Annotated in this window: 22 protein-coding genes and 1 tRNA gene; 5 read left to right on the top strand and 18 right to left on the bottom strand. The window is 41.5% G+C overall.

What is annotated here, in order from left to right:
* Positions 1 to 11: 11 nt before the first annotated feature.
* On the bottom strand, positions 12 to 869 hold the full coding sequence (gene dat, locus LCY76_RS11395; protein WP_272885597.1) for a D-amino-acid transaminase: 858 nt from the start codon (positions 867 to 869) through the stop codon (positions 12 to 14).
* A gap of 123 nt (positions 870 to 992) precedes the next feature.
* On the bottom strand, positions 993 to 1,751 hold the full coding sequence (locus tag LCY76_RS11390; protein WP_248252726.1) for an MBL fold metallo-hydrolase: 759 nt from the start codon (positions 1,749 to 1,751) through the stop codon (positions 993 to 995).
* Positions 1,752 to 1,869: 118 nt separating this feature from the next.
* Here LCY76_RS11390 and LCY76_RS11385 point away from each other — a divergent pair, with 118 nt between their 5' ends.
* A complete protein-coding gene (locus LCY76_RS11385; RefSeq protein WP_248252725.1) occupies positions 1,870 to 2,283 on the top strand; it encodes an Lrp/AsnC family transcriptional regulator in 414 nt (137 codons plus the stop codon).
* 35 nt (positions 2,284 to 2,318) lie between these two features.
* Here LCY76_RS11385 and LCY76_RS11380 read toward each other — a convergent pair whose 3' ends face one another.
* The 12 genes from LCY76_RS11380 to LCY76_RS11325 all read right to left on the bottom strand — a co-directional run bounded on the left by LCY76_RS11380 (position 2,319) and on the right by LCY76_RS11325 (position 11,547).
* Positions 2,319 to 3,575, bottom strand: coding sequence for an MFS transporter (locus tag LCY76_RS11380; RefSeq protein ID WP_248252724.1), 1,257 nt, complete (start codon positions 3,573 to 3,575; stop codon positions 2,319 to 2,321).
* 181 nt (positions 3,576 to 3,756) lie between these two features.
* Positions 3,757 to 4,011, bottom strand: coding sequence for a hypothetical protein (locus tag LCY76_RS11375; RefSeq protein ID WP_248252723.1), 255 nt, complete (start codon positions 4,009 to 4,011; stop codon positions 3,757 to 3,759).
* 97 nt (positions 4,012 to 4,108) lie between these two features.
* Positions 4,109 to 4,936, bottom strand: coding sequence for an ammonia-dependent NAD(+) synthetase (gene nadE / locus LCY76_RS11370; RefSeq protein WP_248252722.1), 828 nt, complete (start codon positions 4,934 to 4,936; stop codon positions 4,109 to 4,111).
* 121 nt (positions 4,937 to 5,057) lie between these two features.
* Complete coding sequence (gene kapB, locus LCY76_RS11365; protein ID WP_248252721.1) at positions 5,058 to 5,438, bottom strand: kinase-associated lipoprotein KapB; 381 nt, start codon at positions 5,436 to 5,438, stop codon at positions 5,058 to 5,060.
* Positions 5,425 to 5,736, bottom strand: coding sequence for a hypothetical protein (locus tag LCY76_RS11360; RefSeq protein ID WP_248252720.1), 312 nt, complete (start codon positions 5,734 to 5,736; stop codon positions 5,425 to 5,427). The genes kapB and LCY76_RS11360 overlap by 14 nt, the downstream gene beginning before the upstream one ends.
* A 97-nt stretch (positions 5,737 to 5,833) precedes the next feature.
* On the bottom strand, positions 5,834 to 7,723 hold the full coding sequence (locus LCY76_RS11355) for a PTS fructose transporter subunit IIABC (RefSeq protein ID WP_248252719.1): 1,890 nt from the start codon (positions 7,721 to 7,723) through the stop codon (positions 5,834 to 5,836).
* 2 nt (positions 7,724 to 7,725) lie between these two features.
* Positions 7,726 to 8,649: a 1-phosphofructokinase gene (pfkB, locus tag LCY76_RS11350; RefSeq protein WP_248252718.1), complete on the bottom strand. Its 924-nt coding sequence runs from the start codon at positions 8,647 to 8,649 to the stop codon at positions 7,726 to 7,728.
* On the bottom strand, positions 8,646 to 9,395 hold the full coding sequence (locus tag LCY76_RS11345; RefSeq protein ID WP_248252717.1) for a DeoR/GlpR family DNA-binding transcription regulator: 750 nt from the start codon (positions 9,393 to 9,395) through the stop codon (positions 8,646 to 8,648). Before LCY76_RS11345 ends, pfkB begins: the two co-directional genes overlap by 4 nt.
* Positions 9,396 to 9,578: 183 nt before the next feature.
* On the bottom strand, positions 9,579 to 10,517 hold the full coding sequence (trhO, locus tag LCY76_RS11340) for an oxygen-dependent tRNA uridine(34) hydroxylase TrhO (protein WP_248252716.1): 939 nt from the start codon (positions 10,515 to 10,517) through the stop codon (positions 9,579 to 9,581).
* Positions 10,518 to 10,606: 89 nt separating this feature from the next.
* Positions 10,607 to 10,681: transfer RNA gene (locus LCY76_RS11335), tRNA-Arg, on the bottom strand.
* 89 nt (positions 10,682 to 10,770) lie between these two features.
* Complete coding sequence (locus tag LCY76_RS11330; RefSeq protein WP_248252715.1) at positions 10,771 to 11,154, bottom strand: DUF2203 domain-containing protein; 384 nt, start codon at positions 11,152 to 11,154, stop codon at positions 10,771 to 10,773.
* A gap of 111 nt (positions 11,155 to 11,265) precedes the next feature.
* Positions 11,266 to 11,547: a hypothetical protein gene (locus tag LCY76_RS11325; protein ID WP_062232086.1), complete on the bottom strand. Its 282-nt coding sequence runs from the start codon at positions 11,545 to 11,547 to the stop codon at positions 11,266 to 11,268.
* A 177-nt stretch (positions 11,548 to 11,724) separates the two neighbouring features.
* Between LCY76_RS11325 and LCY76_RS11320 the strand changes: the two genes are divergently transcribed.
* Positions 11,725 to 12,483 (top strand): DUF6081 family protein, encoded by a 759-nt coding sequence (locus tag LCY76_RS11320; RefSeq protein ID WP_248252714.1) that lies wholly within the window; start codon positions 11,725 to 11,727, stop codon positions 12,481 to 12,483.
* A 23-nt stretch (positions 12,484 to 12,506) separates the two neighbouring features.
* Positions 12,507 to 13,967, top strand: a complete 1,461-nt coding sequence (locus LCY76_RS11315) for an amidase family protein (RefSeq protein WP_248254655.1) — start codon at positions 12,507 to 12,509, stop codon at positions 13,965 to 13,967.
* A gap of 54 nt (positions 13,968 to 14,021) precedes the next feature.
* Here the strand turns inward: LCY76_RS11315 and ltaE are convergent, their stop codons facing one another.
* Both ltaE and LCY76_RS11305 read right to left on the bottom strand, forming a co-directional pair.
* Positions 14,022 to 15,062 (bottom strand): low-specificity L-threonine aldolase, encoded by a 1,041-nt coding sequence (gene ltaE / locus LCY76_RS11310; RefSeq protein ID WP_248252713.1) that lies wholly within the window; start codon positions 15,060 to 15,062, stop codon positions 14,022 to 14,024.
* Positions 15,063 to 15,147: 85 nt separating this feature from the next.
* Positions 15,148 to 15,969 carry a vanadium-dependent haloperoxidase gene (locus LCY76_RS11305; RefSeq protein ID WP_248252712.1) on the bottom strand — a complete coding sequence of 274 codons (822 nt, stop codon included), beginning with the start codon at positions 15,967 to 15,969 and terminating at the stop codon, positions 15,148 to 15,150.
* 152 nt (positions 15,970 to 16,121) lie between these two features.
* On the opposite strand from LCY76_RS11305, the gene LCY76_RS11300 reads away from it, so the two are divergent.
* The gene (locus LCY76_RS11300) at positions 16,122 to 16,397 is read left to right on the top strand and encodes a YciI family protein (RefSeq protein WP_248252711.1); all 276 of its coding nucleotides are present in this window, start codon (positions 16,122 to 16,124) and stop codon (positions 16,395 to 16,397) included.
* Positions 16,398 to 16,446: 49 nt separating this feature from the next.
* On the opposite strand, the gene LCY76_RS11295 is transcribed toward LCY76_RS11300, so the two are convergent.
* Complete coding sequence (locus LCY76_RS11295; RefSeq protein WP_248252710.1) at positions 16,447 to 16,731, bottom strand: hypothetical protein; 285 nt, start codon at positions 16,729 to 16,731, stop codon at positions 16,447 to 16,449.
* A gap of 10 nt (positions 16,732 to 16,741) precedes the next feature.
* Positions 16,742 to 17,518, bottom strand: a complete 777-nt coding sequence (locus tag LCY76_RS11290; RefSeq protein ID WP_248252709.1) for a class I SAM-dependent methyltransferase — start codon at positions 17,516 to 17,518, stop codon at positions 16,742 to 16,744.
* A 107-nt stretch (positions 17,519 to 17,625) separates the two neighbouring features.
* Here LCY76_RS11290 and LCY76_RS11285 point away from each other — a divergent pair, with 107 nt between their 5' ends.
* The gene (locus LCY76_RS11285) at positions 17,626 to 19,800 is read left to right on the top strand and encodes an MMPL family transporter (protein ID WP_248252708.1); all 2,175 of its coding nucleotides are present in this window, start codon (positions 17,626 to 17,628) and stop codon (positions 19,798 to 19,800) included.
* The last annotated feature ends 30 nt before the right edge of the window (positions 19,801 to 19,830 follow it).

Here is a 19,830-nt window from a genome sequence, read left to right as displayed (position 1 = left end):
CAAATACCCCTTTAATTTAGAACAGTCGGCTGGTTTATTTTTTCTTTAAGTTTCTTCTGAAGAAAACGAGTAATCGGACCAATCGGATAAGTCCCTTTTTTGTCTCCCGTCACTGCAATGACAGGAGCAATCTCCATCGTTGTGCTTGAGATGAAAACTTCATCTGCCTCGAGGAGGTCATCCGTAGTAAATGCCTGTTCAGTGACGTCAACATTCTCTTCGTTTGCAATCGTTAAAATATGCTGGCGGGTAATGCCGTTAAGGATCAGGTTGGTAGCCGGATGCGTATACAATGTTCCGTTTTTAATGATAAACAAGTTAGAAGATGACCCTTCTGTACATGTTCCTTCCCGATGCTGGAGCGCTTCGTGGCATCCATGGTCTGCCGCTTTTCTCTTGGCCATCGTATTGCCCAGCAAGTTCAGGCTCTTTATGTCACATCTCAGCCAGCGGATATCTTCTGTAAGATAGGTCTTTACTCCATTCTCCTGAGCTTGAACGGGTGGATCCATCTTTCTTGCAAAGCCTGTGATCAGGCAGGATGACTCCCGGTCGAATAAATGATTTCTTGGAGAAGCTCCTCTTGTCATCTGTATGTATACAATTCCATTATGAATTTTATTGGCATCAATCAGTTTAACCGTCAGATCTATAATCGTTTCGAGTGTGTAAGGCAGCTTCATCTCAAGCTTGGCTGCACTTTCGGCAAATCGCTTGAAATGCTCTTCCATTGAAAATGGTTTTCCGCCATAAATATAAACCACTTCATAAATTCCGTCACCGAAATTATAGCCTCTGTCTTCCATATCAATAGAAGCTTGATCTCTCTTAATAATTTGGTCTCCATACAATACATACTGAATTTCCATTTAGATATCACCTCGTATTCGATTATATGACAGCAGCGGACTGTTTATCTACCCTAAAGAAACGATTACTTACCAAGTCATAAAAAAACCGCAGAAAAACTTCTGTCTTTCTGCGGTTTTCGATTAAAAAAAGCATGAATTACCGTCCCTCGGAATGAGAACTTGGCTAGACATTCCAAGATCACTGCAATAATGATCCAGTTCTTCTCTCGTCAGCAGGCAGTGGTTAAGAGCTTCCATATGGCATACGAAAATTTTAGCACCAGGGGCAGCCCTATAAGTTTCATAGACATCCTCTTTCGTCATTGTTATGGGACCGCCTTTTAGAAACTGGGCAGCTCCTGCATTCACTACAATCACTTCCGGATCATGATTCAGCAAGGCTTCCTTAACATCGTCGCACCAAACCGTATCACCCGCTGCGTATAGCGTTTTTTCTTTTGGATGAGTGAAAACAACGCCTGACACTTTTCCTGTCCGCTTTGTGATTTCACCGATCCCATGCTGTCCATCCGTCCTGGCCAGTTTGATGTCCCCAATCAGACATTCTTGCTCAAGCGACTTTACGTTTTGAAATCCATCTTTCCGAATCTTTTCAGCGTCTCTATCATTTTGAGCGAAGATGATGATATCTTTAGGAAGTGCCTTCTTGGCAGTATCATCAAAATGATCGGGATGCAAATGAGTGACAATGACAGCGTCCGCCGAAATCAATTCTTCTATCGAGTATGGTAATGATACTAAAGGGTTTGCCTTATCCTGATTTGCTGAATCTGGAAACGGCGGAATTGTTCCTTTATCAGCAAAGAATGGATCCATTAGAAACGTTGTTCCCGCATAATCTATAACCAATGTTGCGTTTCGAATAAGTCTGATATTCATTCTGTTGTCCTCCTTTTGTATGCTTCACAGTTAGTTTAAAATAGAAGAATGATAGGTATACATAGCTTTTTTCAAGTGTTTTCAGGATATTGCTTGAATTGTGAAAGGAATGTTGTTGGTGATGGACAATACCGATAAAAAAATCATAGAAGTTCTTTCAAATAATGGCCGAATGACCATGAAAGAACTTGGGGAAAAGGTTCATTTAACAGGCCAGGCTGCTTCATCAAGGGTTTTGAAATTAGAAGATGAAGGCATCATAGAAGGATATACGGTTCGGATGAATTATAAAAAATTCGGCTTTACTCTTCATTGTTTTATCAATATATTTACTAAAAATGTTCATCATCAGCCGTATTTAACGTTTTTGGATGCGCAAAAGGAGTTTGTCATAAATAACTTCAAAATAAGCGGAGATGGCTGCTACCTTCTGGAGTGCAGGTTTCCATCCAATGAAATACTCGATCAATTTCTGGTTAAGTTAAACGAACATGTTAATTATAAACTTTCCATTGTTATTAACCGTGCATGAGAAAACCTCAGCCCGGCAGGCTGAAGGTTTATTGATTAGGCTGTTTGTTTTTGCTTCGTGCGTTTTTCCTCCAGAGACGGCAGCACTTTAACAAAAATGGCAATTCCTGTACAAGCCATTAACATGAATATAAGGGTCATCCCCATTCGAGGGATAAAATGGCCGAGTGTAATGCTGACTGCGGCAATGGTCATTGCTCCCCGGTATACCATTCCGCTCACCGCCATGTAAGAACTGCGGAGATCATCGGGAGGAATGTCGGCAAGATAGGACTGTTCAATCGGAACAAACATCAATTCTCCAACCGTAGCGATGACCATAACTGTTAGCAGAATCAAGCCATGATTGCTGTAGGAAATGGTTAAGTAACCCACAATATACAAGGCAAGTCCTAGAAAGAAAACACGTTTGTCTTTGAAGCGCGAAGTGATCTTGCTGACCAGAACAGCAAGAAGTACGACAAGCAATGTGTTTTCTGTTCTCAGAATTCCCAGCATGTTGAAGCCATCTACTGAGAAGTTGAATAATTTCTGAACAGGCATATCTTGGCTTAAGCGGACAGAAACATAGTTTGATAAATGAAATTCAAGAGATAAGACCAATAAATAAGCAACGATAAACAAAATGAAAGTTGTATCTTTAAAAACGATTCTATAGCTGGATAAAATATCAGCCAGTACGCTTTTCTTTACGGTCTTCTTCACAGGAACATAGGTTTCCTTGATAAAAAATACGACAAGAATAACGGATACCATCGAAACAATGGATAGGCCGACAAGCAATTCAAAAAGATAATCCTTAAACAAGTAGCCTCCTGCCAAACCCCCAAGAGCAATTGAAAGATTATTTGTCCAATAGGTAATACCATACATGAATTTTCGGTTCTCTGGAGTGCTCACATCAATCAGCATCGCACTGGCCGCAGGGCCTGCCAGTCCCCAGCAGATGCTGTTAACCATCATCATGGCTATGGTTATGTAAGCAGCGGCCATTTCTGAATGTACCCATGGGCCATTTGCTCCTGCCATAATCAGTACACTAGCAAATCTTAACGTCTCTGCAATGGCCATGATTTTCTTACGGCCAATGGTGTCTGCGTAATAACCGCCGTAAAACCCCACCAGGAAGCCAACCGCTATATTGATAATTAACAATATGCCAGTTAGGGATTCACCAACTCTTTCTGCTAAATAAATAGCCATAAAAGGATAGATCATTGCTCCTATGGAGCCCGAGAGCAGTGATTCAACAATCCGGATTTTAATATTGGGGTGAAAATCTTTAAAACGCATGTTCACCCTCCTTTCTTTTCGTTACTTTTACGATTAAAGCTTTGGTACATCAGCTTTCTAACTATATGAAAAATACCATATCCTGTCAAATGAATTGCTGGAAAACTTGAAATGTTTTAAACCTTCTAAATCATTTTTTCCTCAAAAAAAGATTGCCTATATTTTGGCAATCTTCTTGTGTTTAGGATTCCTTCTTTGCTGAAACCACTTTTTTGTTTTTCAATGTGACAATATAGCGTTCTTTCCCTACTTTAACTTTAAATTCATTATCGTATTGGCTTTTCAGATCCTCATCTAACTCAAACTTTTTGTTGAAATAATCGCCCATTGCTTTTAAGTTCTCTTTTCGGGTATTTTCCCTTTGAATGGAGGAAAACAATACAATAACAAAAACAAGTGTACTGATTACAAATACAATTTTTGCTTTTTTACTCACAGTTTGCTTCCTTTCTCACATCATTCCCAAAATAAGTATACCTCATCTTTTCCATGAAAAAAAGCAGACTTTTTGTCTGCTTTTAATGAGGTTCATTTTATTTCCACCAAGTATCATCAGGAGCTGCAGGCAAACGGCGCTTGTGCTCAGTAATCATATACCGATGTTCAATTTTTTCTTTCGATTCAGGTGATACTTCTTTGCCTTCCAAGTAATCATCCAGTTCTTCATAAGTAATTCCAAGAGCGGTTTCATCCGGTACGAGCGGCTTGTCGTCTTCCAAATCGGCGGTAGGTACTTTCAAATAAAGTTTTTCGTCTGCCCCTAGCTCTTTCAATAAAGCCTTACCTTGCCTTTTGCTAAGGCCTGTGAGCGGAACAAGGTCACAGGCTCCGTCCCCATACTTTGTAAAGAAGCCCGTAATAGCCTCGGCTGCATGATCGGTTCCAATAACAAGAGATTTATTTGCTGCAGCAATATCATATTGAACCTTCATTCGCTCTCTCGCTTTGATGTTGCCTTTTAGAAAATCTGTTATTTTCCCGCCGGTTGCATCATGAAACGCTTGAGCAGATGCATCGACCGCTCCCTTAATATTAACGGTAAGGGTTCTATCTGGCTGGATAAATTTTAATGCACGCTGTGCATCTTCTTCATCTTTTTGTACTCCGTACGGCAGCCGGACTGCAATAAACTGATAGTTTTGATCATTGGTTTCTTCTTTTAATTCGTTGATTGCCAGCTGTGCAAGTTTCCCGGCGAGCGATGAATCCTGGCCTCCGCTGATGCCTAGAACAAAGCCTTGCAGACCGTTCTTTTTTAAATACTCTTTCATAAAGCCTACACGGTTCTGAATTTCTTCCCGCGGTCTAATTTCAGGTTTTACTCCGAGGTCCTGAATAATTTTTTGCTGTGTCTCATTCATCATGCCATCCACCTTTATCGTAGTGTTAAATTTATATTACCCTGTAACCTGTCTTCAAAAACCATGTCAGGTTTTATCACATCATATTATAACACTTGTGATTTTTTCATCATAGTTTTATCTATAGCTTGTATTCTTTTTTAAGCTTCTTTAATTCTTCTAAAGATTTTTGAGCCCACTGATTGTCTGTTTCCTCTATTTCAAGAAGATGTTCATCAAATGCAGCTTTTAGCGAGGAAGAATACTCGGGAATCTCTCCATCAAATGGTTTTACCGAATGGATGGGAGCCCATGTCTTTTCATGCAGGGCCAGTGCTTTTCTTTGATGAAAGAACGGAACATCCGATTGGTTCGGATTATGCAGATCACCTTGTCTAGGGTGTTTCAATACAGAGAGAACACTGACAAGCACCTTTCCATTTTTTATTTGTTCTGCTTCACCTATGTATTTCCCCGTTTTATAAAGCGCCGTCACTTTCATGCCTGGTTCAATCTGCTCCATGTTTTGCTCTCCTTTCGATTTCATTTGATACTTCAAATGCCAAATCTTCGTTTCCGAACAAAGATAATACACCAAGGACGGTTGCATCCGGGATTTCTTCAGATTCCTCTTTAGGGACGGTTTGTTCAAGCATATGGTTTAATAATTCATTCTCAGTCTGGCCCGGATATGCCCGAAAATAGAGCTGTTTTGGATCTATTCCTTGATTGATGCACCATTGAGCAAATACAAGAATCATCATGCCTTCATCTTGTTTATAATTTTGAATAATTTTGTTTTCAATTTCTTTGGGATCCATCTTACACACTCCTTCTTAAACCTCTCTTTTCTATCATAGCATCACTTCTGAGAAAAGAAAAAAGCCATCCATTTGGCGTTGGATGGCTTACCTGTTTTTATTGCTGAACAGGTTTTTTCCAGAACCCGACAAGGACCGCTGTCACGATGGCTCCAATTAAGATTGCGAGGCCATATAGAAGAGGATTGCCTTCAACAAACGGGATAACAAATACTCCTCCATGAGGTGCCCGCAGACCGATACCAAACAGCATAGTCAACGCTCCCGCTGTAGCAGAACCTGCAACGATGGACGGGATCACACGTCCCGGGTCCGCAGCGGCAAATGGAATGGCTCCCTCGGTAATGAAGGAAAGCCCCATAACATAGCATGTTTTTCCGGCTTCACGTTCTTGCTTTGTAAACTTGTTTTTAAAAATAGTGGTTGCAATGGCTAATCCGAGTGGCGGAACCATACCGCCTGCCATAATGGCAGCATGGGGAGCGAAGTTACCTGCATCAATCATTGCAATACCAAATGTAAAGGCTGCTTTGTTGATCGGTCCTCCCATATCAATCGCCATCATTCCTCCGAGCAGCAAGCCCACCAGGATGGCATTCCCTTTTCCTAATCCTTGCAGCCAGTCAGATAGCGCTACATTCAATGCGTGTACAGGTCCGTTTATAACGAAGATCATAATCAATCCGGTAAGTAGAATACCAAAAACAGGATAGAGAAGGACAGGTTTAATTCCTTCAAGAGAAGTTGGCAGCCATGCCAGCAGTCTTTTCAGCCCAAGGACGATGTACCCTGCAAGAAATCCAGCGATTAGTCCACCTAAAAATCCGCTTTGGCCCGTTGATGCCAAGAATCCTCCGACCATTCCCGGTGCGAATCCAGGACTGTCAGCAATGCTTCTTGCAATAAAACCGGCAAGAACGGCTACCATCAATGCAAAGGCTGTTTTTCCTCCGATCGTATCGAGTGCAGCTGCAAACTGGTTGTAAGAAGGATCTTTGGGATCGGCAGAATGGATACCAAACATAAAGGAGATGGCAATCAGGATACCTCCTCCGACTACAAACGGAAGCATATTGGACACACCATTCATAAGATGGCGGTAAAAGGCCGACTTTTGTTTCGTTTGCCCTTCGTTTTCTGAGCCCGATGGCCTGTTTCCTGGATTGTAAACGGTTCCCTTTTTAGCCGCTGCATCTTTCAGCAGGCTTTCTGGATTTCTGATTGCCTGTGCTACAGGTACTTGTATCAGTGTTTTTCCGCTGAAACGTTCCATTTCCACTTGTTTATCAGCAGCAACAATAATGGCCGTGGCCCTTTCAATTTCTGTGGAGGTTATTTTGTTCTTTACACCGCTTGAGCCATTTGTTTCTACTTTTAACAGCATACCTAATTCGGCTGCCTTTGCTTTTAGAGAATCTGCAGCCATATAGGTATGGGCAATTCCTGTAGGGCAGGCAGTAACGGCAAGAAGCAACGGCTGATCTTTTTCAATTTCAAAAGGTCCAGCATCCTTTTCCTTTCCTGCTTCCTCAGCCTCTTCTTTTTCGTTGATCATCGCTATGATCTCATCTTCATCTTTTGCATGAAGAAGCCCTTCACGAAACTTCATATCCATCAAAAATGTAGAGAGCTTGGATAACGTTTCAAGATGCTCATTGTTGGCTCCTTCACTGGCGGCAATCATAAAAAACAGCTTGGAAGGCTGGCCGTCCAGGGAATCATAATCAAGCCCATCCACACTTCTTCCGAAGGCAATGGCAGGAGATTGGACTGCAGCAGTTTTGGCATGCGGAATGGCGATGCCTTCTCCAATCCCTGTCGTGCTTTGTGATTCTCTGGCCATTATAGCTTCTTTATAAGCTTTCCTATTATTCAGTTTTCCTGCTTCATCCAATTTCTGAACCAGTTCATCTATCACATCTGCTTTTTCCTTCGATTCAAGATGAAGTTTTATCGTTTCTTTCGTGATTAATTCTGTAATTTTCATTCTTATGCCCCCTCTATAACTTCTACCTTAACTTCAGGCAGATATCTCTCGATTTCAGCGGCTGTGCAGAATCCAGCTGAAAAAGCGGAAGCACTGCCGGCAGTGACACCATACATAAAGGCCTCCAATAGATTTTGATGCTGAGTGTAATTTGCTAAAAAACCTGCTACTACGGAATCGCCTGCACCGACTGAGTTTTTTACGATTCCAGATGGAACATTGGCATACGCAGAAATTGTTTTTGATACAAAAACAGCACCTTGGCCCGCCATGGAAACTAAGACGTTTTCCGCACCTTCATGAATCAGCTGCTTGCCATAAAATACAGCATCAGATGGATTTTCAATGGCTGCACCAACAAGATCTCCAAGTTCATGATGGTTTGGTTTAATTAAAAACGGATGATGCTTTAATGCTTCCTGCAATGGATTTCCCTTGGTATCCAATAGGACATGAGATCCTTTCGATCGGATGTCTGCTATTAGTTGACCATAAAAATTGGCAGGTAAACTTGAAGGAAGACTGCCTGCTAGTACAACAAAGTCATCTTCCTTTAATTTGGAAAATAAAGTCTTCTCCAGCAAAGAGAGATCAACTGAGCTTATCTCGGGGGAGATCCCGTTAATCTCTGTTTCTTTCCCTGTGTTTAGTTTAATGTTGATTCTTGACTGTTCATGAACTCTGACAAACTGTGTGCCTATGTTATCTTTCTGAAGAGACTGTTCAATATAATCCCCTGTAAAACCGCCTATAAAGCCTGTGGCAATACTTTCGATTCCAAGGTTTTTTAAAACTTTTGAAACGTTTATTCCTTTACCGCCGGCCACGATGTTCTGCTCGTCAGCCAGGTTGATGGATCCTTCATTCAACTCATTGACTTTAACAAAATAATCAATGGAAGGATTTAAGGTAACTGTATAGATCAAAATTCCACCGCCTTTACAATCGTCTTCTTTTCATAAGATGACAGTTGAATGTTGCTTTTCACTGTGATGATGGACGCTTCTTGCAGTGAAGCTACTTTCGAAAACGTGCTTTTTCCGAATTTCGAGGGGTCCGCTAAAACAAAACTTTCTTGTGAGAGTTCCAGCACCTTCTGCTTTAAAATGGACTCTTCAGGATCTGGCGTCGTGTAACCCCATTCTTCGTGAATACCATTAATACCGATAAAGCATTTGTCAAACCGGTAATTCTCAAGACTTTTTATGGCACCGCTGCCGATCATGGCTCCAGTTTTAGATTTAATCAGCCCTCCGACCAGATAAGTAGATATTCCTTTTTCTACTAGTGGACCAACCAGCTGAATGCCGTTCGTCACCACAATGAGATTTGAGGGATTTAAGTAAGATATCATTTGGAGTGTTGTCGTGCCGGCATCAAGATAAACACATTCATGTTCTTCAATAATAGAAGCGGCATATTGGGCGATCACCCGTTTTTCTTTCATGTTTCTAAGATTTTTTTCTTCTACGGACGGTTCTTCCGATTTATCTTCTATCCTGGATGCTCCCCCATGAATGCGTTTTAGTTTTTTTGCTTTTTCAAGTCTGTCCAAATCTCTGCGGATCGTTGACTCTGAAGAACCGGTTTCCTGAACAAGCTCTTCAAGTGTAACTACTTTTTGTTTTTCCATAAGTGAAAGAATAATTTCTTGCCGCAATGTATATAACATACCAGCCCTCCCTCTTAATAACCCATTATAAAGTAAGCCCTTTCAAAAAACAATCAAAAACTATCATAAACAACCAATTTCATTCAAATAGTTTAATTTTCTGTCAAAAACATTCAAAGTTGAGGTGAAAGATTTTGAAAGAAAAAAAGCAGCCAGCGTAAGCTGACTGCTTGAGTGATTTAATTATTGTGCTTTTTTTTCTGGAACTTCGTTTTCAATTTCATAGCGGTTATTCGGATGCTCTCGGCATTCATCGGAACAAGATCGTTTATATTTCGATTCACATTCTTCACAGCAAACATGTTGTCGATTGCAATCCGGATTCGCACAGTTAACATAACGATCTTCTGTTTTACCGCAATAGTAGCATTTCGCGATTACCACATCTTCTTCTGTTCGGTTGACCGGTACTGAAATCCGCTCATCAAAGACGTACATTTTACCATCCCAGAAACGGCCTTTCGTTTCCTCGTCTTTTCCGTATGTGACAATACCGCCGTGAAGCTGGTAAACATCTTCAAAACCTTCCTGCAGGAGGAAGCCGGAGAATTTCTCACAGCGAATTCCTCCAGTACAGTATGTGAGGACTTTTTTATCTTTGAATTGGTGAAGGTTTTCTCTCACCCATTTTGGAAAATCACGGGATGCTTTAACATCCGGCCGGATGGCATTTCGGAAATGGCCGATCTCATATTCGTAGTCGTTTCTTCCATCTACGATCACGACATCATCTCTCTGGATCATTTCCATCCATTCTTTTGGGCTTAACCGTTTCCCTGTTAATTCATTAGGGTCGACATCTTCATCGAGGCGCCAGGTTACAAGCTCTTTTTTAGGACGTACGAACATTTTTTTAAACGCATGCTCGTCACTCTCGTCAATTTTATATACCATGTCAGCAAAACGGGGATCACTTTTCATGTCCCTCATATATTGCTCTGTCTGCTCCACTGTTCCTGAGATCGTTCCATTAATCCCTTCAGGAGCAATAATAATTCTGCCTAGAACACCTAATTCTTTACAATACTTTAAGTGTTTTCGGGCAAAATATTCATGTTCTTCAATTGGAACATATTTATAATAAAGTAAAATTCGATATGGCTTTTGCATTTCGTTTGACATTATGATCACCAACCTGCAACGTTGAATTTTTTTTTGAAATGCATATAAAAAACCACCGGTATGACCCCGTGGTATTTATAACTTTTAAATGGCGCGCCCACCAGGATTCGAACCCAGAATACGAGAGCCGAAATCTCGTGTGATATCCATTTCACTATAGGCGCTTGGTTACCGTCACGAGATATATCATAAACAATTTCCGAGAATAAAACAAGCGTTTTTCAGAAAATAAATATAAAAATATTTTCCGGACTTAATTTTCCAGAGATTTCCGGTTGATATAACCGTCTTCTTTTCCATGATAATACGTGATTGCAGGTTCTCCCTGCTTCCAGCAAAGCAGCACTTCTTTATCCCCTATAATAGCTGGAAAATCAACTAGGCCTGAATGGATATCCTTTAGTTCAGCACCAAAAGAATGAATGTTATGGATGTAGCTTTGAGCTTCAATTTCCATAAAATCCAGTTTGCTTTCGATGGTAAAAAAATCATCATTCGGGGGATTTTCAGATAAACGCAATCGTTCTAATTCATCATAAAATTGTACAAACGAATGCTGAAGCTGCTGAAGGCTTTCTAACTCACGTGAAATGACTGGCAGAAGCTGATTCGCTTCTTCAACAGTGAAATATTTCATGCTTAAAAACTCCTCTAGTGTAAAAGTACTCTTCTATTATAGCAACACTTCGGAGGATTGGCATCAATTATGTTCTTCAGCAGGGGAAAGGCCGGGCTCCTCCCGGCGTATTTATGCCCTTATCGCCTGCTTTCGAGGCTGTTTTAAGTCCAGATAAAAATCTCTTACGGTTTCATCCTCAAGGAGTTCCGAAAAATCCCTTCTATATTCTGAACTGATTAATATATGTGCAACGAGCGGATTTGCCTTCTTTTTAAGCAGCCGTCTGAGTGTCATCCACTTTTCACTTTTGGTTTTCAAGTGAAATTTTGTAATAAACAGCATAATTCTATCATCCGTGCTGAAGTCCTTCCCATTACAACTGTATAAAGTAAGACTAGTAAATCCTTTCATAGTACGCTCACCTTCCCCTTCGCGTTCTTTTTACCATTATTATTCAATATTTTCAGAAATATACTTGTCCTGAAAAATAAAACTAGTTTATCTACCAATCTCAATTACTAGACTTCGGTTTGCTAACCAGCTCCTTTTTTGCTTTAATTGAATTATCAAAAAATGGGAGTTGCGATGATGGACAAATCAAATCAAGCTGTTAAAGATCAACAGAAAAAGATATTAGGAAACTTTCAATCCATATTATCGAATGATCAATCCTGGCGTACAGGAGGATTTCCTCAGCCAGATGGAGGCTTCCATGAGTTTAGAGAGCCTGAAGCTGTTGTCATTGTGAGGAATGATCACTTGTATGTCCGTGCTAATCCTTTGACCAGGTCACATTCCCGCATACAATTCCTCGACAACGCCAAACATATGTACTATTCGAATGAAACATATGCAGCCCCAGAGGTTGGCTCTATCTCTTTTGAAATTTCCATCCGTGCAAGGACAGAAAATACGGTTCCTAATGATCTATACGATGGCTTTGTTTCCTTGAATCTTTTGGATTTCAGTACAGGTGCAGCACTTGATTTTTTCGCCGGAAATGAGAAATATGCCAGTGTCTATGGTATATTGCCCTTCCCTGGAGTCGAGGTTCCAGATTCAGGACAAACGAAATATTTTTGCATTTTTAAAGAAGAAACCGACTTTAAGAAACGGGAATTTAATACATATAAGATTATTTATCACAGAGGAAAAGATGAGGTTGTCTTTTTGGTTAACGGGCAAGAGGTTCGAAAAGAAACGAATGTCCCGCTTAAATTCAACAGCTTTACTGTTGCACTGGGGCTCATGACGGAAAAAGATTTGTCACCTGAAGGCAGCACTTCGCTGCATGGGCAAGGAATTATCGGTGAATGGTCTCCTATAACGATCACAATTAACGAATAAGAAAGAAGGGTTTCCTGATGACCATGGTCAATCATTCAACATTTGTTCTTGAAGAAACAACGATTGCGGACATTCAGAATGCTATTGATCGCCAAGAACTAACATCTGTGCAGCTTGTATGTCTTTACCTTAAACAAATATCCCTTCACAATCACCGTGGATCTAATATTAATGCCGTGATCGAGGTCAATCCCGATGCTCTTCATATCGCAGAATCACTGGACGCCGAAAGACTGCAAAAAGGAAAACGCAGTCCTCTCCATGGTATACCTGTTCTGCTAAAGGACAACATCAACACAGGTGATGCGATGCATACCAGTGCCGGTTCCCTCGCACTTGCTGATTCCTATGCTGACGAGGATGCTTTCATAGCAGCTAAACTTAGGGAGGCTGGTGCAATCATACTTGGAAAAACGAACATGACCGAGTGGGCCAACTTCATGACAGAAAACATGCCGAACGGCTTCAGTTCCCGTGGTGGACAAGTTCTAAATCCATATGGCCCGGGATCGTTTGATGTCAGCGGTTCAAGCTCAGGATCTGGAGCTGCTGTTGCTGCCAATTTTGCAGCAGCTGCGATCGGAACAGAAACTTCGGGATCTATTCTTTGCCCCGCTTCGGCAAACAGCATCATTGGCATTAAACCTACTACAGGATTACTCTCGCGTTTCGGCATTATACCCATCTCGTCTAGCCAGGATACGGCCGGTCCGATGGCCAGAACGGTAACTGATGCGGCAATACTGCTCGGTGGCATGACGGGAGTGGATAACAGAGATCCAGCGACACACAAATCTATTCACGCATTTGAAACGGATTATACTAAACATTTGAAGGAAACAGCGCTTAATGGTGCAAGGATTGGTGTTTCTTACCATTATTGCACAAAAGAACTCTCTTCTTCTGAAAAGGAACGTTTCGATGATTCAATCGAGGTCATCAAACAGCAAGGGTGCGAAATCGTAATCATCGACTCTGCCACCCCTTTAGAGCATGAGGAATGGGACTATAATGTACTTCTGTATGAGTTTAAATCAGGAATCAACCATTATTTAAAGCAGCACACGCGGCTTGATTCCATCACTTCTTTAAAAGATATCATGGCCTTTAATAACACTAATGCAGCAAAATGTTTGCGCTATGGACAAGTTCTTTTGGAGGAAAGTGAAAAAACATCGGGTACATTCACGGAATGTGATTATTTGGAAAGCCGGATGAATGATCTTCGAAAATCCAGAGAACTGGGGATTGATAAAGTGTTGAAAGAATTCCAGCTGGATGCCCTGCTTTACCCTGGAGATACCGGATACGGTTTTTCAGCTAAAGCAGGATACCCATCGATCAGTGTGCCTGCAGGCTATGATGAAAACGGCAGGCCGATCGGTATTGTCTTTACCTCTTCAGCCTTTAAAGAGCCAGAGTTAATCGGGTTTGCCTACTCTTTTGAACAAGCAACAAAGCACAGAGTCACCCCAAAACTCTAATCAAAAAAAACCAATCCCTTTGTTAAATCGGGATTGGTTTTTTTGTTTTGACCGTTAGTGAAGGATAACTTTTGCTGATACGATTTTCGATATCTTTTCGATAGCCTGTTCGATATCTTTGATGGATATTTCATAATGTGTTGTAAAACGTATGGTTTGTGGTCCGAAAGCCACAGCAAGGACTCCTTCTTCTTTCAATAACTGTAAAAAACGGCTGGTAGAAAAGCCAGTTTGTCCAATATTAACGAGTACTATGTTCGTATCGACCCTGTTCTCCACAAAAAGTGCTGGCTGTTCCGCCAGGCTTTGTGCAAGCTTTGCCGCCTTTATGTGATCATCATGAAGACGGTGAGCCATCTTCTTTAGAGCGATCATTCCCGGAGCCGCAAGGACTCCCCCTTGCCGCAGTCCGCCTCCAAGCCGTTTTCTCCATTTTTTTGCTTTATGAATAAATGAAGCAGAGCCAGCCAGGATAGAACCTGCCGGAGCACCCAATCCCTTCGATAAACAGATTTGTACAGTATCACAATGTGATGAAAGTGTCTTTACGGATAAATTGCTTGCGGCGGCTGCATTAAAAAGCCTGGCTCCATCAAGATGTACAGGAATCTTATTGGTCCTGCATATTTTATAGATTGCTGCCATGTCTTCTGCTGAAATAACTGCCCCTCCAGCTCGATTGTGTGTATTCTCCAGACAAACAAGGCTAGTCTCAGGATGATGAATATCCTCGCTTCTGATTGCCTGTAATAAGTCCTCAGGCTGTATCGATCCCCTTATCCCCTTTAGCGGACGTGGCTGAATCCCCGCAAAGGCGGAAGCAGCCGCCGCTTCATACATAAAAATGTGAGAATCTGCTTCCATGATAACCTCACTGCCTGAAACAGAATGGGTCAGAATTGCTACTTGATTCCCCTGGGTCCCGCTCGTAACAAAAAGCGCATTCTCTTTTCCAAGGATTTCTGCAGCCGCTTCTTCTAACGCATTAATGGAAGGGTCTTCACTGTATACATCATCCCCCACTTCTGCTTCATACATGGCCCTGCGCATCTCTTCGGTGGGTTTCGTTACCGTATCGCTTCTTAAATCAATCATGGCCAGCCTTCACCTCCAAATTTCTTTTTATCTATAGTAACATAGTTATCTGACAATTAAATAATAAACTCCCGGCATCGGGAGTTTATTTAATATGGCGATCCAAAATGGATTCACAGTGCTGGCAATCGTCCAGCGGACTGGCATAATGAGTGGATAGATTCGCATGCTTGTTGCTCTTCTGAACTTCAACCGTGATTTTTTGATAGTTCAAGGCGGAGACCACATATTCACCAATTTGAGTACCCAGTTTAAGCCCCTCTTCATTATCGGCATGAAAATGGATTCCTGAAAATAATCGGGATGCCGCATCTTCTTCAGCTATATCATGCAATTTTTCTGCTTCGTGAGGAAAAAAATGAGAAAGAATAGTGTTTGCGCATCCGGCTACTGCTGCATGCCCAGAGACATATGAAGGGAAGCGCGGAGTACATATGACGGTTTTCAGAGAAGGATCAAGCTGTATTGGCCTTGCAACATCCCAGAGATATTTGTAATGCCAGACGACACACAACGTATCAGAAATACCCAGCTGCAAAGCAGACAGCATCCGTGCTGCAAGAGGAGGTGAAAGCTGATAAGCGCTGATCAGTTTTCCTGCCACCAATGACCAGTTGGATGTCGGCATCCCTGCATAATATTTCGCTATTTTTTTTTGCTTGGCAGTCAGTTTATTTAATGTTGATCTAACGATTGTTAACTCTTTACCTGTAAAATCAACTTCCGATGGGTCTTTGATCTCCCATTCAATAACTTCTCCATTAAAATCCGTAAACTCTCCCCTTCTGTTTCTTCTTAGGAAATAGGTCGGCCAATTGCCTGCGGTCGGTTCCACTCCAACTGCTTCTCTCTTCTCAAATTTTTTGTACAGTGAATTCCAGGTCGGATACGTGACATGTTTACCCATACATCTCCCCCAATGTCCTAAAAATTAGCGATATAAATTAATCATATTGAGGAAACGAAAAATCTTTCTTGATATTTTGAAGTGTGAATGACTTTTCTTTTTGAGGAATTCCTTACATAATAAAAGAGATTAAGAATTTTAGGAGGTCAAACATGAACTATTATGCTGTACGTCTACCGATACTGGATGAAGAAAAGAGCCGCGTTTACCGAGAGGATCATTTGAAATATCTTGAAGGTCTTGTTGGTCAGGGGAATATCTTTACATATGGAAGATTTACTGACGGCACTGGGGGCCTTGTTATTTATAAAGCGAAAGATCTTGAGGAAGCTGCTGCTCTAGCAAAGCAGGATCCTTATGTATCCTCAGGTGCAAGGGATTTTGTTATTAATGAATGGGCAATGAATACAGAAGTTCTGTCCCGTTAATAAGATAAGTGCAAAAGATACAAAAAGGCCCAGTAAGCAGAAGAGCTGTTTACTGGGTTTTTTCACGAATATAGCGGATGAATCCTTCTTTGGATCCATCATTTCTCAGAAGCTGCTGAACATAATAAACATCTTTAAGAGGGGCGTTCTGCTCAAATGAAGCAATCAATCCACAGGACCGGGGATCGTCAGCTAATTCCTGATACCAAGTCTGAGCTTTTAATTGATCCATGTAATCTTCGAGGTCAGGGTCTTTTATTCTGAAAATATGTTTTTTAATGAAACCCGCAATCCCAGCCCCTGCTAAAAGCAGTAGAAGCAATCCTGTTATCATTTGAAACTCCTTAATTAGTTAATTCGATAACCGCATAATGAAATTTAGAAGATGGCCTTTTAATAACCGTAAATCCAAACTGCGAAAACCTGGTACTCTTAAAATGGTCCTTTAAAACGACCCTTTGCCTTGCCACACGTTTGGCCTCATTTATCGTTTCTTCTGTTATAGGTACATAGGCAGCCATACCCTTTAAGCCTTTGAGCCCCGGTGAGTCAATGGATTCCTCAAACATCGGATCAAAATAAACCACATCGAACGAATCATTAGGAAGGGTTTTCAAATAGGAAAAGTGGTCTTCGTTCAAAATGGCGATTCGTCGCATCGCATCATCCATCTCGTTAATACCGCTTTCCCACGTGACAAGTCCGCTTTCTACCAAAAAAGCGATATAGCGGTTTTTTTCTACGCCAACCACCTTACCGCTGTTTCCGACAGCCAGACTGCAAACAATGGCGTCAGAAGCCAGTCCAGCTGTACAGTCCAACATGGTCATTCCCTTTTCAAGCCTTGCTGCTGAAAGTAAGGGATCCGTTTCACCGCGGAGTATTTGTTTCACTCTAAACATGGAGGAATTCGGATGAAAAAAAAGCGGTTCTGATTGTCCCAGTGGATGAAGTGTTAATTTTTCTTTGCCAACCATTAATATATGGTCATTAAATTGGGTATGTAAGGAAGATATGGATTGATTTTTTCTGGAAACCAGCCTGCCATGTACCATTCGGTTTATTTTTTCTGCCTTTTCTATCAGTTTATCATCAAATTTTCCTGCTGTAGTCACAATCATATCCACGTCACCTGTTACCTTGTTTATTTAATCTTTTCATCTATATCACATTTACCGGCAAAGGGCAATATTCAGCCATCGTTGTATCACTTAATAGGAGGAAGAAAATGAGAGACAAGGGCATCTTTCAAATGATTGGAAAAGGGGCTTTTAAATACCGCAAGCTCATTATCGTATTTTGGGTTTTAGCGACAGCAGCATTCAGCATGCTGGCCATTAAACTTCCGGATTCATTAAGCGGCAGCGGCTTTGAGATGGAAGGGTCATTCAAGAAAGTTGAAAATATAATGCAGAATGACTTTAACCAGCCAAAATCGTCTGTAATGATTCTGTTTAAATCAAGTAATCTCTCACCTGATGATCCAGTATACAAGAAGACGGTAGATGAGGCTCTGAGAAAATTGCAGTCTGTTGATCACGCAGTAAGTGTAACGTCCCCCTATGGGTCACCAAAAATGATTAAAGGGAAAACAGCATACGCTACCGTGAATTTTGATAAAAGCTTTGATGAATTAAAGGATTCTATCAAGCAGATTCGGAAAAAGACGAAAAGTACAAAGGATATGCAGATTGGCATTACAGGCGGACCAGTGATTGCAGAAGATATGAATACCGCCAGCCAGAAGGATCTCGCCCGAGCGGAAGCGATCGGCCTTCCTGCGGCACTGATCATATTGCTGCTGGCGTTCGGGGGATTAATCGCAGCCGGGTTGCCCATAATCATCGGCTTGGGCAGTGTGGTCTGCGCTATGGGGATTCTTTTTCTGATTGGCCAGGAGTTCAGCTTAACCATATTCATCCTTAATGTAGTGCCAATGATCGGGCTCGCCCTAGGTATTGATTTCGCACTCCTGCTCGTTAATCGGTTTAGAGAAGAACTTGAACGTCAGAGTATAGAGGACGCAGTTGTCATCTCGGTACTTACTGCAGGAAGATCCATTGCTTTTTCAGGATTTTGTGTGTTTCTGGGTCTTTCAGGGATGCTGCTGATTCAGATTGATATCTTCAGATCCGTTGCACTCGGCGGAATGGTCGTCGTCATTATTTCTGTTATTAACGCACTCACATTTCTTCCTGCTGTTTTGGCAGTACTCGGTAAACGAATTGATTCTTTTATGCTGCTGAGGCGAAAAAACGGCCGTTCAGGATGGAGAAAATTTGCTTCATTCGTGATGAAGAGACCTGCAATCATGCTTATATTTTCAGTAGCGATCTTAATCTTGGCCCTAATCCCTGTCCATGATTTAAAGCTTTCTATCCCTGAAGCCGAGTCTCTTCCGCCTCATTATGAATCAAGAATTATGTTTGAGCGATTTGAAGACACGTTTGGCAAGAAAGAATTATATCCTGTTACCATTGTTGCTGATGGCGGCGGAAAGGTATTGACCGTCCGCCAATTATTGAACACCGAAAAGCTCGTTAAGCGGCTTGAAAAGGAAAAAGCAGTAGAACATGTTGACTCCCTGTTTTCCTACACAAGAAGCCTGACACCGGCTGAAATTCTTGCAGCCAGCAAAACTAAACAAGGCAGTGAAAAACTGAAGCCTGTTTTAGATCGCTATGTAAAAAACGATAAGACAGTGATCAGAGCTTATCTTTCAATTGGTGTCACTTCAGAAAATGCAAAAAAATGGGTGAAAAAATGGGAGGGAAAAGAGAATGGATTAGAGCTGACCCTCGGCGGACCCACAAAGTTTAATCAGGAGATTTTTGATGAAATCATTAATAAAACACCAGACGGTCTATCCATTGTCCTTTTATCGACTTTTGTTGTTCTTCTCATCGCCTTTCGATCGCTATTTATCCCTTTAAAAGCCATTTTAATGAATGTTATTAGCCTTTCTGCGACATTCGGAATTCTCGTGTGGATTTTTCAGAGTGGTTATTTAATGGATCCTGTCAGTATAGGTTTGATGATCCCAGTCTTTACGTTTGGTATTGTGTTTGGTCTCAGTATGGATTATGAGGTTTTCCTGATTTCCAGGATTCAGGAAGTCTATCAGGAAACCGGTGATAATGATAAGGCGACATTGGAAGGTTTAACGTCAACCTCCAAAATCATTACATCCGCGGCAGCCATCATGATTGTCATTACGGGATCGTTCGTGTTTACTGATGTTATGCCTGTAAAACAAATTGGTATCGCCATCGCACTCGCCATCCTTATTGATGCCACACTCGTCAGAATGATCCTCGTTCCCTCATTAATGAGACTGATGGGCAGATGGAACTGGTGGCTGCCCTTTCGAAGGAAAAATATAGCGAAGAACCATGCTCATTGAGGCATGGTTTTTTTAGGTTCAGCTTTTCCC

The organism is Fictibacillus marinisediminis (assembly GCF_023149135.1).
GTDB classification, from domain to species: Bacteria; Bacillota; Bacilli; order Bacillales; family Fictibacillaceae; genus Fictibacillus_C; species Fictibacillus_C marinisediminis.
This window is presented reverse-complemented; position numbering and strand designations above follow the sequence as displayed.

Bases quoted from the DNA above. Each gene is read 5' to 3' on its own strand.
- dat (WP_272885597.1), bottom strand. From the start codon at position 869: ATGGAAATTCAGTATGTATTGTATGGAGACCAAATTATTAAGAGAGAT.
- LCY76_RS11390 (WP_248252726.1), bottom strand. From the start codon at position 1,751: ATGAATATCAGACTTATTCGAAACGCAACATTGGTTATAGATTATGCG.
- LCY76_RS11380 (WP_248252724.1), bottom strand. From the start codon at position 3,575: ATGCGTTTTAAAGATTTTCACCCCAATATTAAAATCCGGATTGTTGAA.
- nadE (WP_248252722.1), bottom strand. From the start codon at position 4,936: ATGAATGAGACACAGCAAAAAATTATTCAGGACCTCGGAGTAAAACCT.
- kapB (WP_248252721.1), bottom strand. From the start codon at position 5,438: ATGGAGCAGATTGAACCAGGCATGAAAGTGACGGCGCTTTATAAAACG.
- LCY76_RS11360 (WP_248252720.1), bottom strand. From the start codon at position 5,736: ATGGATCCCAAAGAAATTGAAAACAAAATTATTCAAAATTATAAACAA.
- LCY76_RS11355 (WP_248252719.1), bottom strand. From the start codon at position 7,723: ATGAAAATTACAGAATTAATCACGAAAGAAACGATAAAACTTCATCTT.
- LCY76_RS11345 (WP_248252717.1), bottom strand. From the start codon at position 9,395: ATGTTATATACATTGCGGCAAGAAATTATTCTTTCACTTATGGAAAAA.
- trhO (WP_248252716.1), bottom strand. From the start codon at position 10,517: ATGTCAAACGAAATGCAAAAGCCATATCGAATTTTACTTTATTATAAA.
- LCY76_RS11330 (WP_248252715.1), bottom strand. From the start codon at position 11,154: ATGAAATATTTCACTGTTGAAGAAGCGAATCAGCTTCTGCCAGTCATT.
- LCY76_RS11325 (WP_062232086.1), bottom strand. From the start codon at position 11,547: ATGAAAGGATTTACTAGTCTTACTTTATACAGTTGTAATGGGAAGGAC.
- LCY76_RS11320 (WP_248252714.1), top strand. From the start codon at position 11,725: ATGGACAAATCAAATCAAGCTGTTAAAGATCAACAGAAAAAGATATTA.
- LCY76_RS11315 (WP_248254655.1), top strand. From the start codon at position 12,507: ATGGTCAATCATTCAACATTTGTTCTTGAAGAAACAACGATTGCGGAC.
- ltaE (WP_248252713.1), bottom strand. From the start codon at position 15,062: ATGATTGATTTAAGAAGCGATACGGTAACGAAACCCACCGAAGAGATG.
- LCY76_RS11305 (WP_248252712.1), bottom strand. From the start codon at position 15,969: ATGGGTAAACATGTCACGTATCCGACCTGGAATTCACTGTACAAAAAA.
- LCY76_RS11300 (WP_248252711.1), top strand. From the start codon at position 16,122: ATGAACTATTATGCTGTACGTCTACCGATACTGGATGAAGAAAAGAGC.
- LCY76_RS11295 (WP_248252710.1), bottom strand. From the start codon at position 16,731: ATGATAACAGGATTGCTTCTACTGCTTTTAGCAGGGGCTGGGATTGCG.
- LCY76_RS11290 (WP_248252709.1), bottom strand. From the start codon at position 17,518: ATGATTGTGACTACAGCAGGAAAATTTGATGATAAACTGATAGAAAAG.
- LCY76_RS11285 (WP_248252708.1), top strand. From the start codon at position 17,626: ATGAGAGACAAGGGCATCTTTCAAATGATTGGAAAAGGGGCTTTTAAA.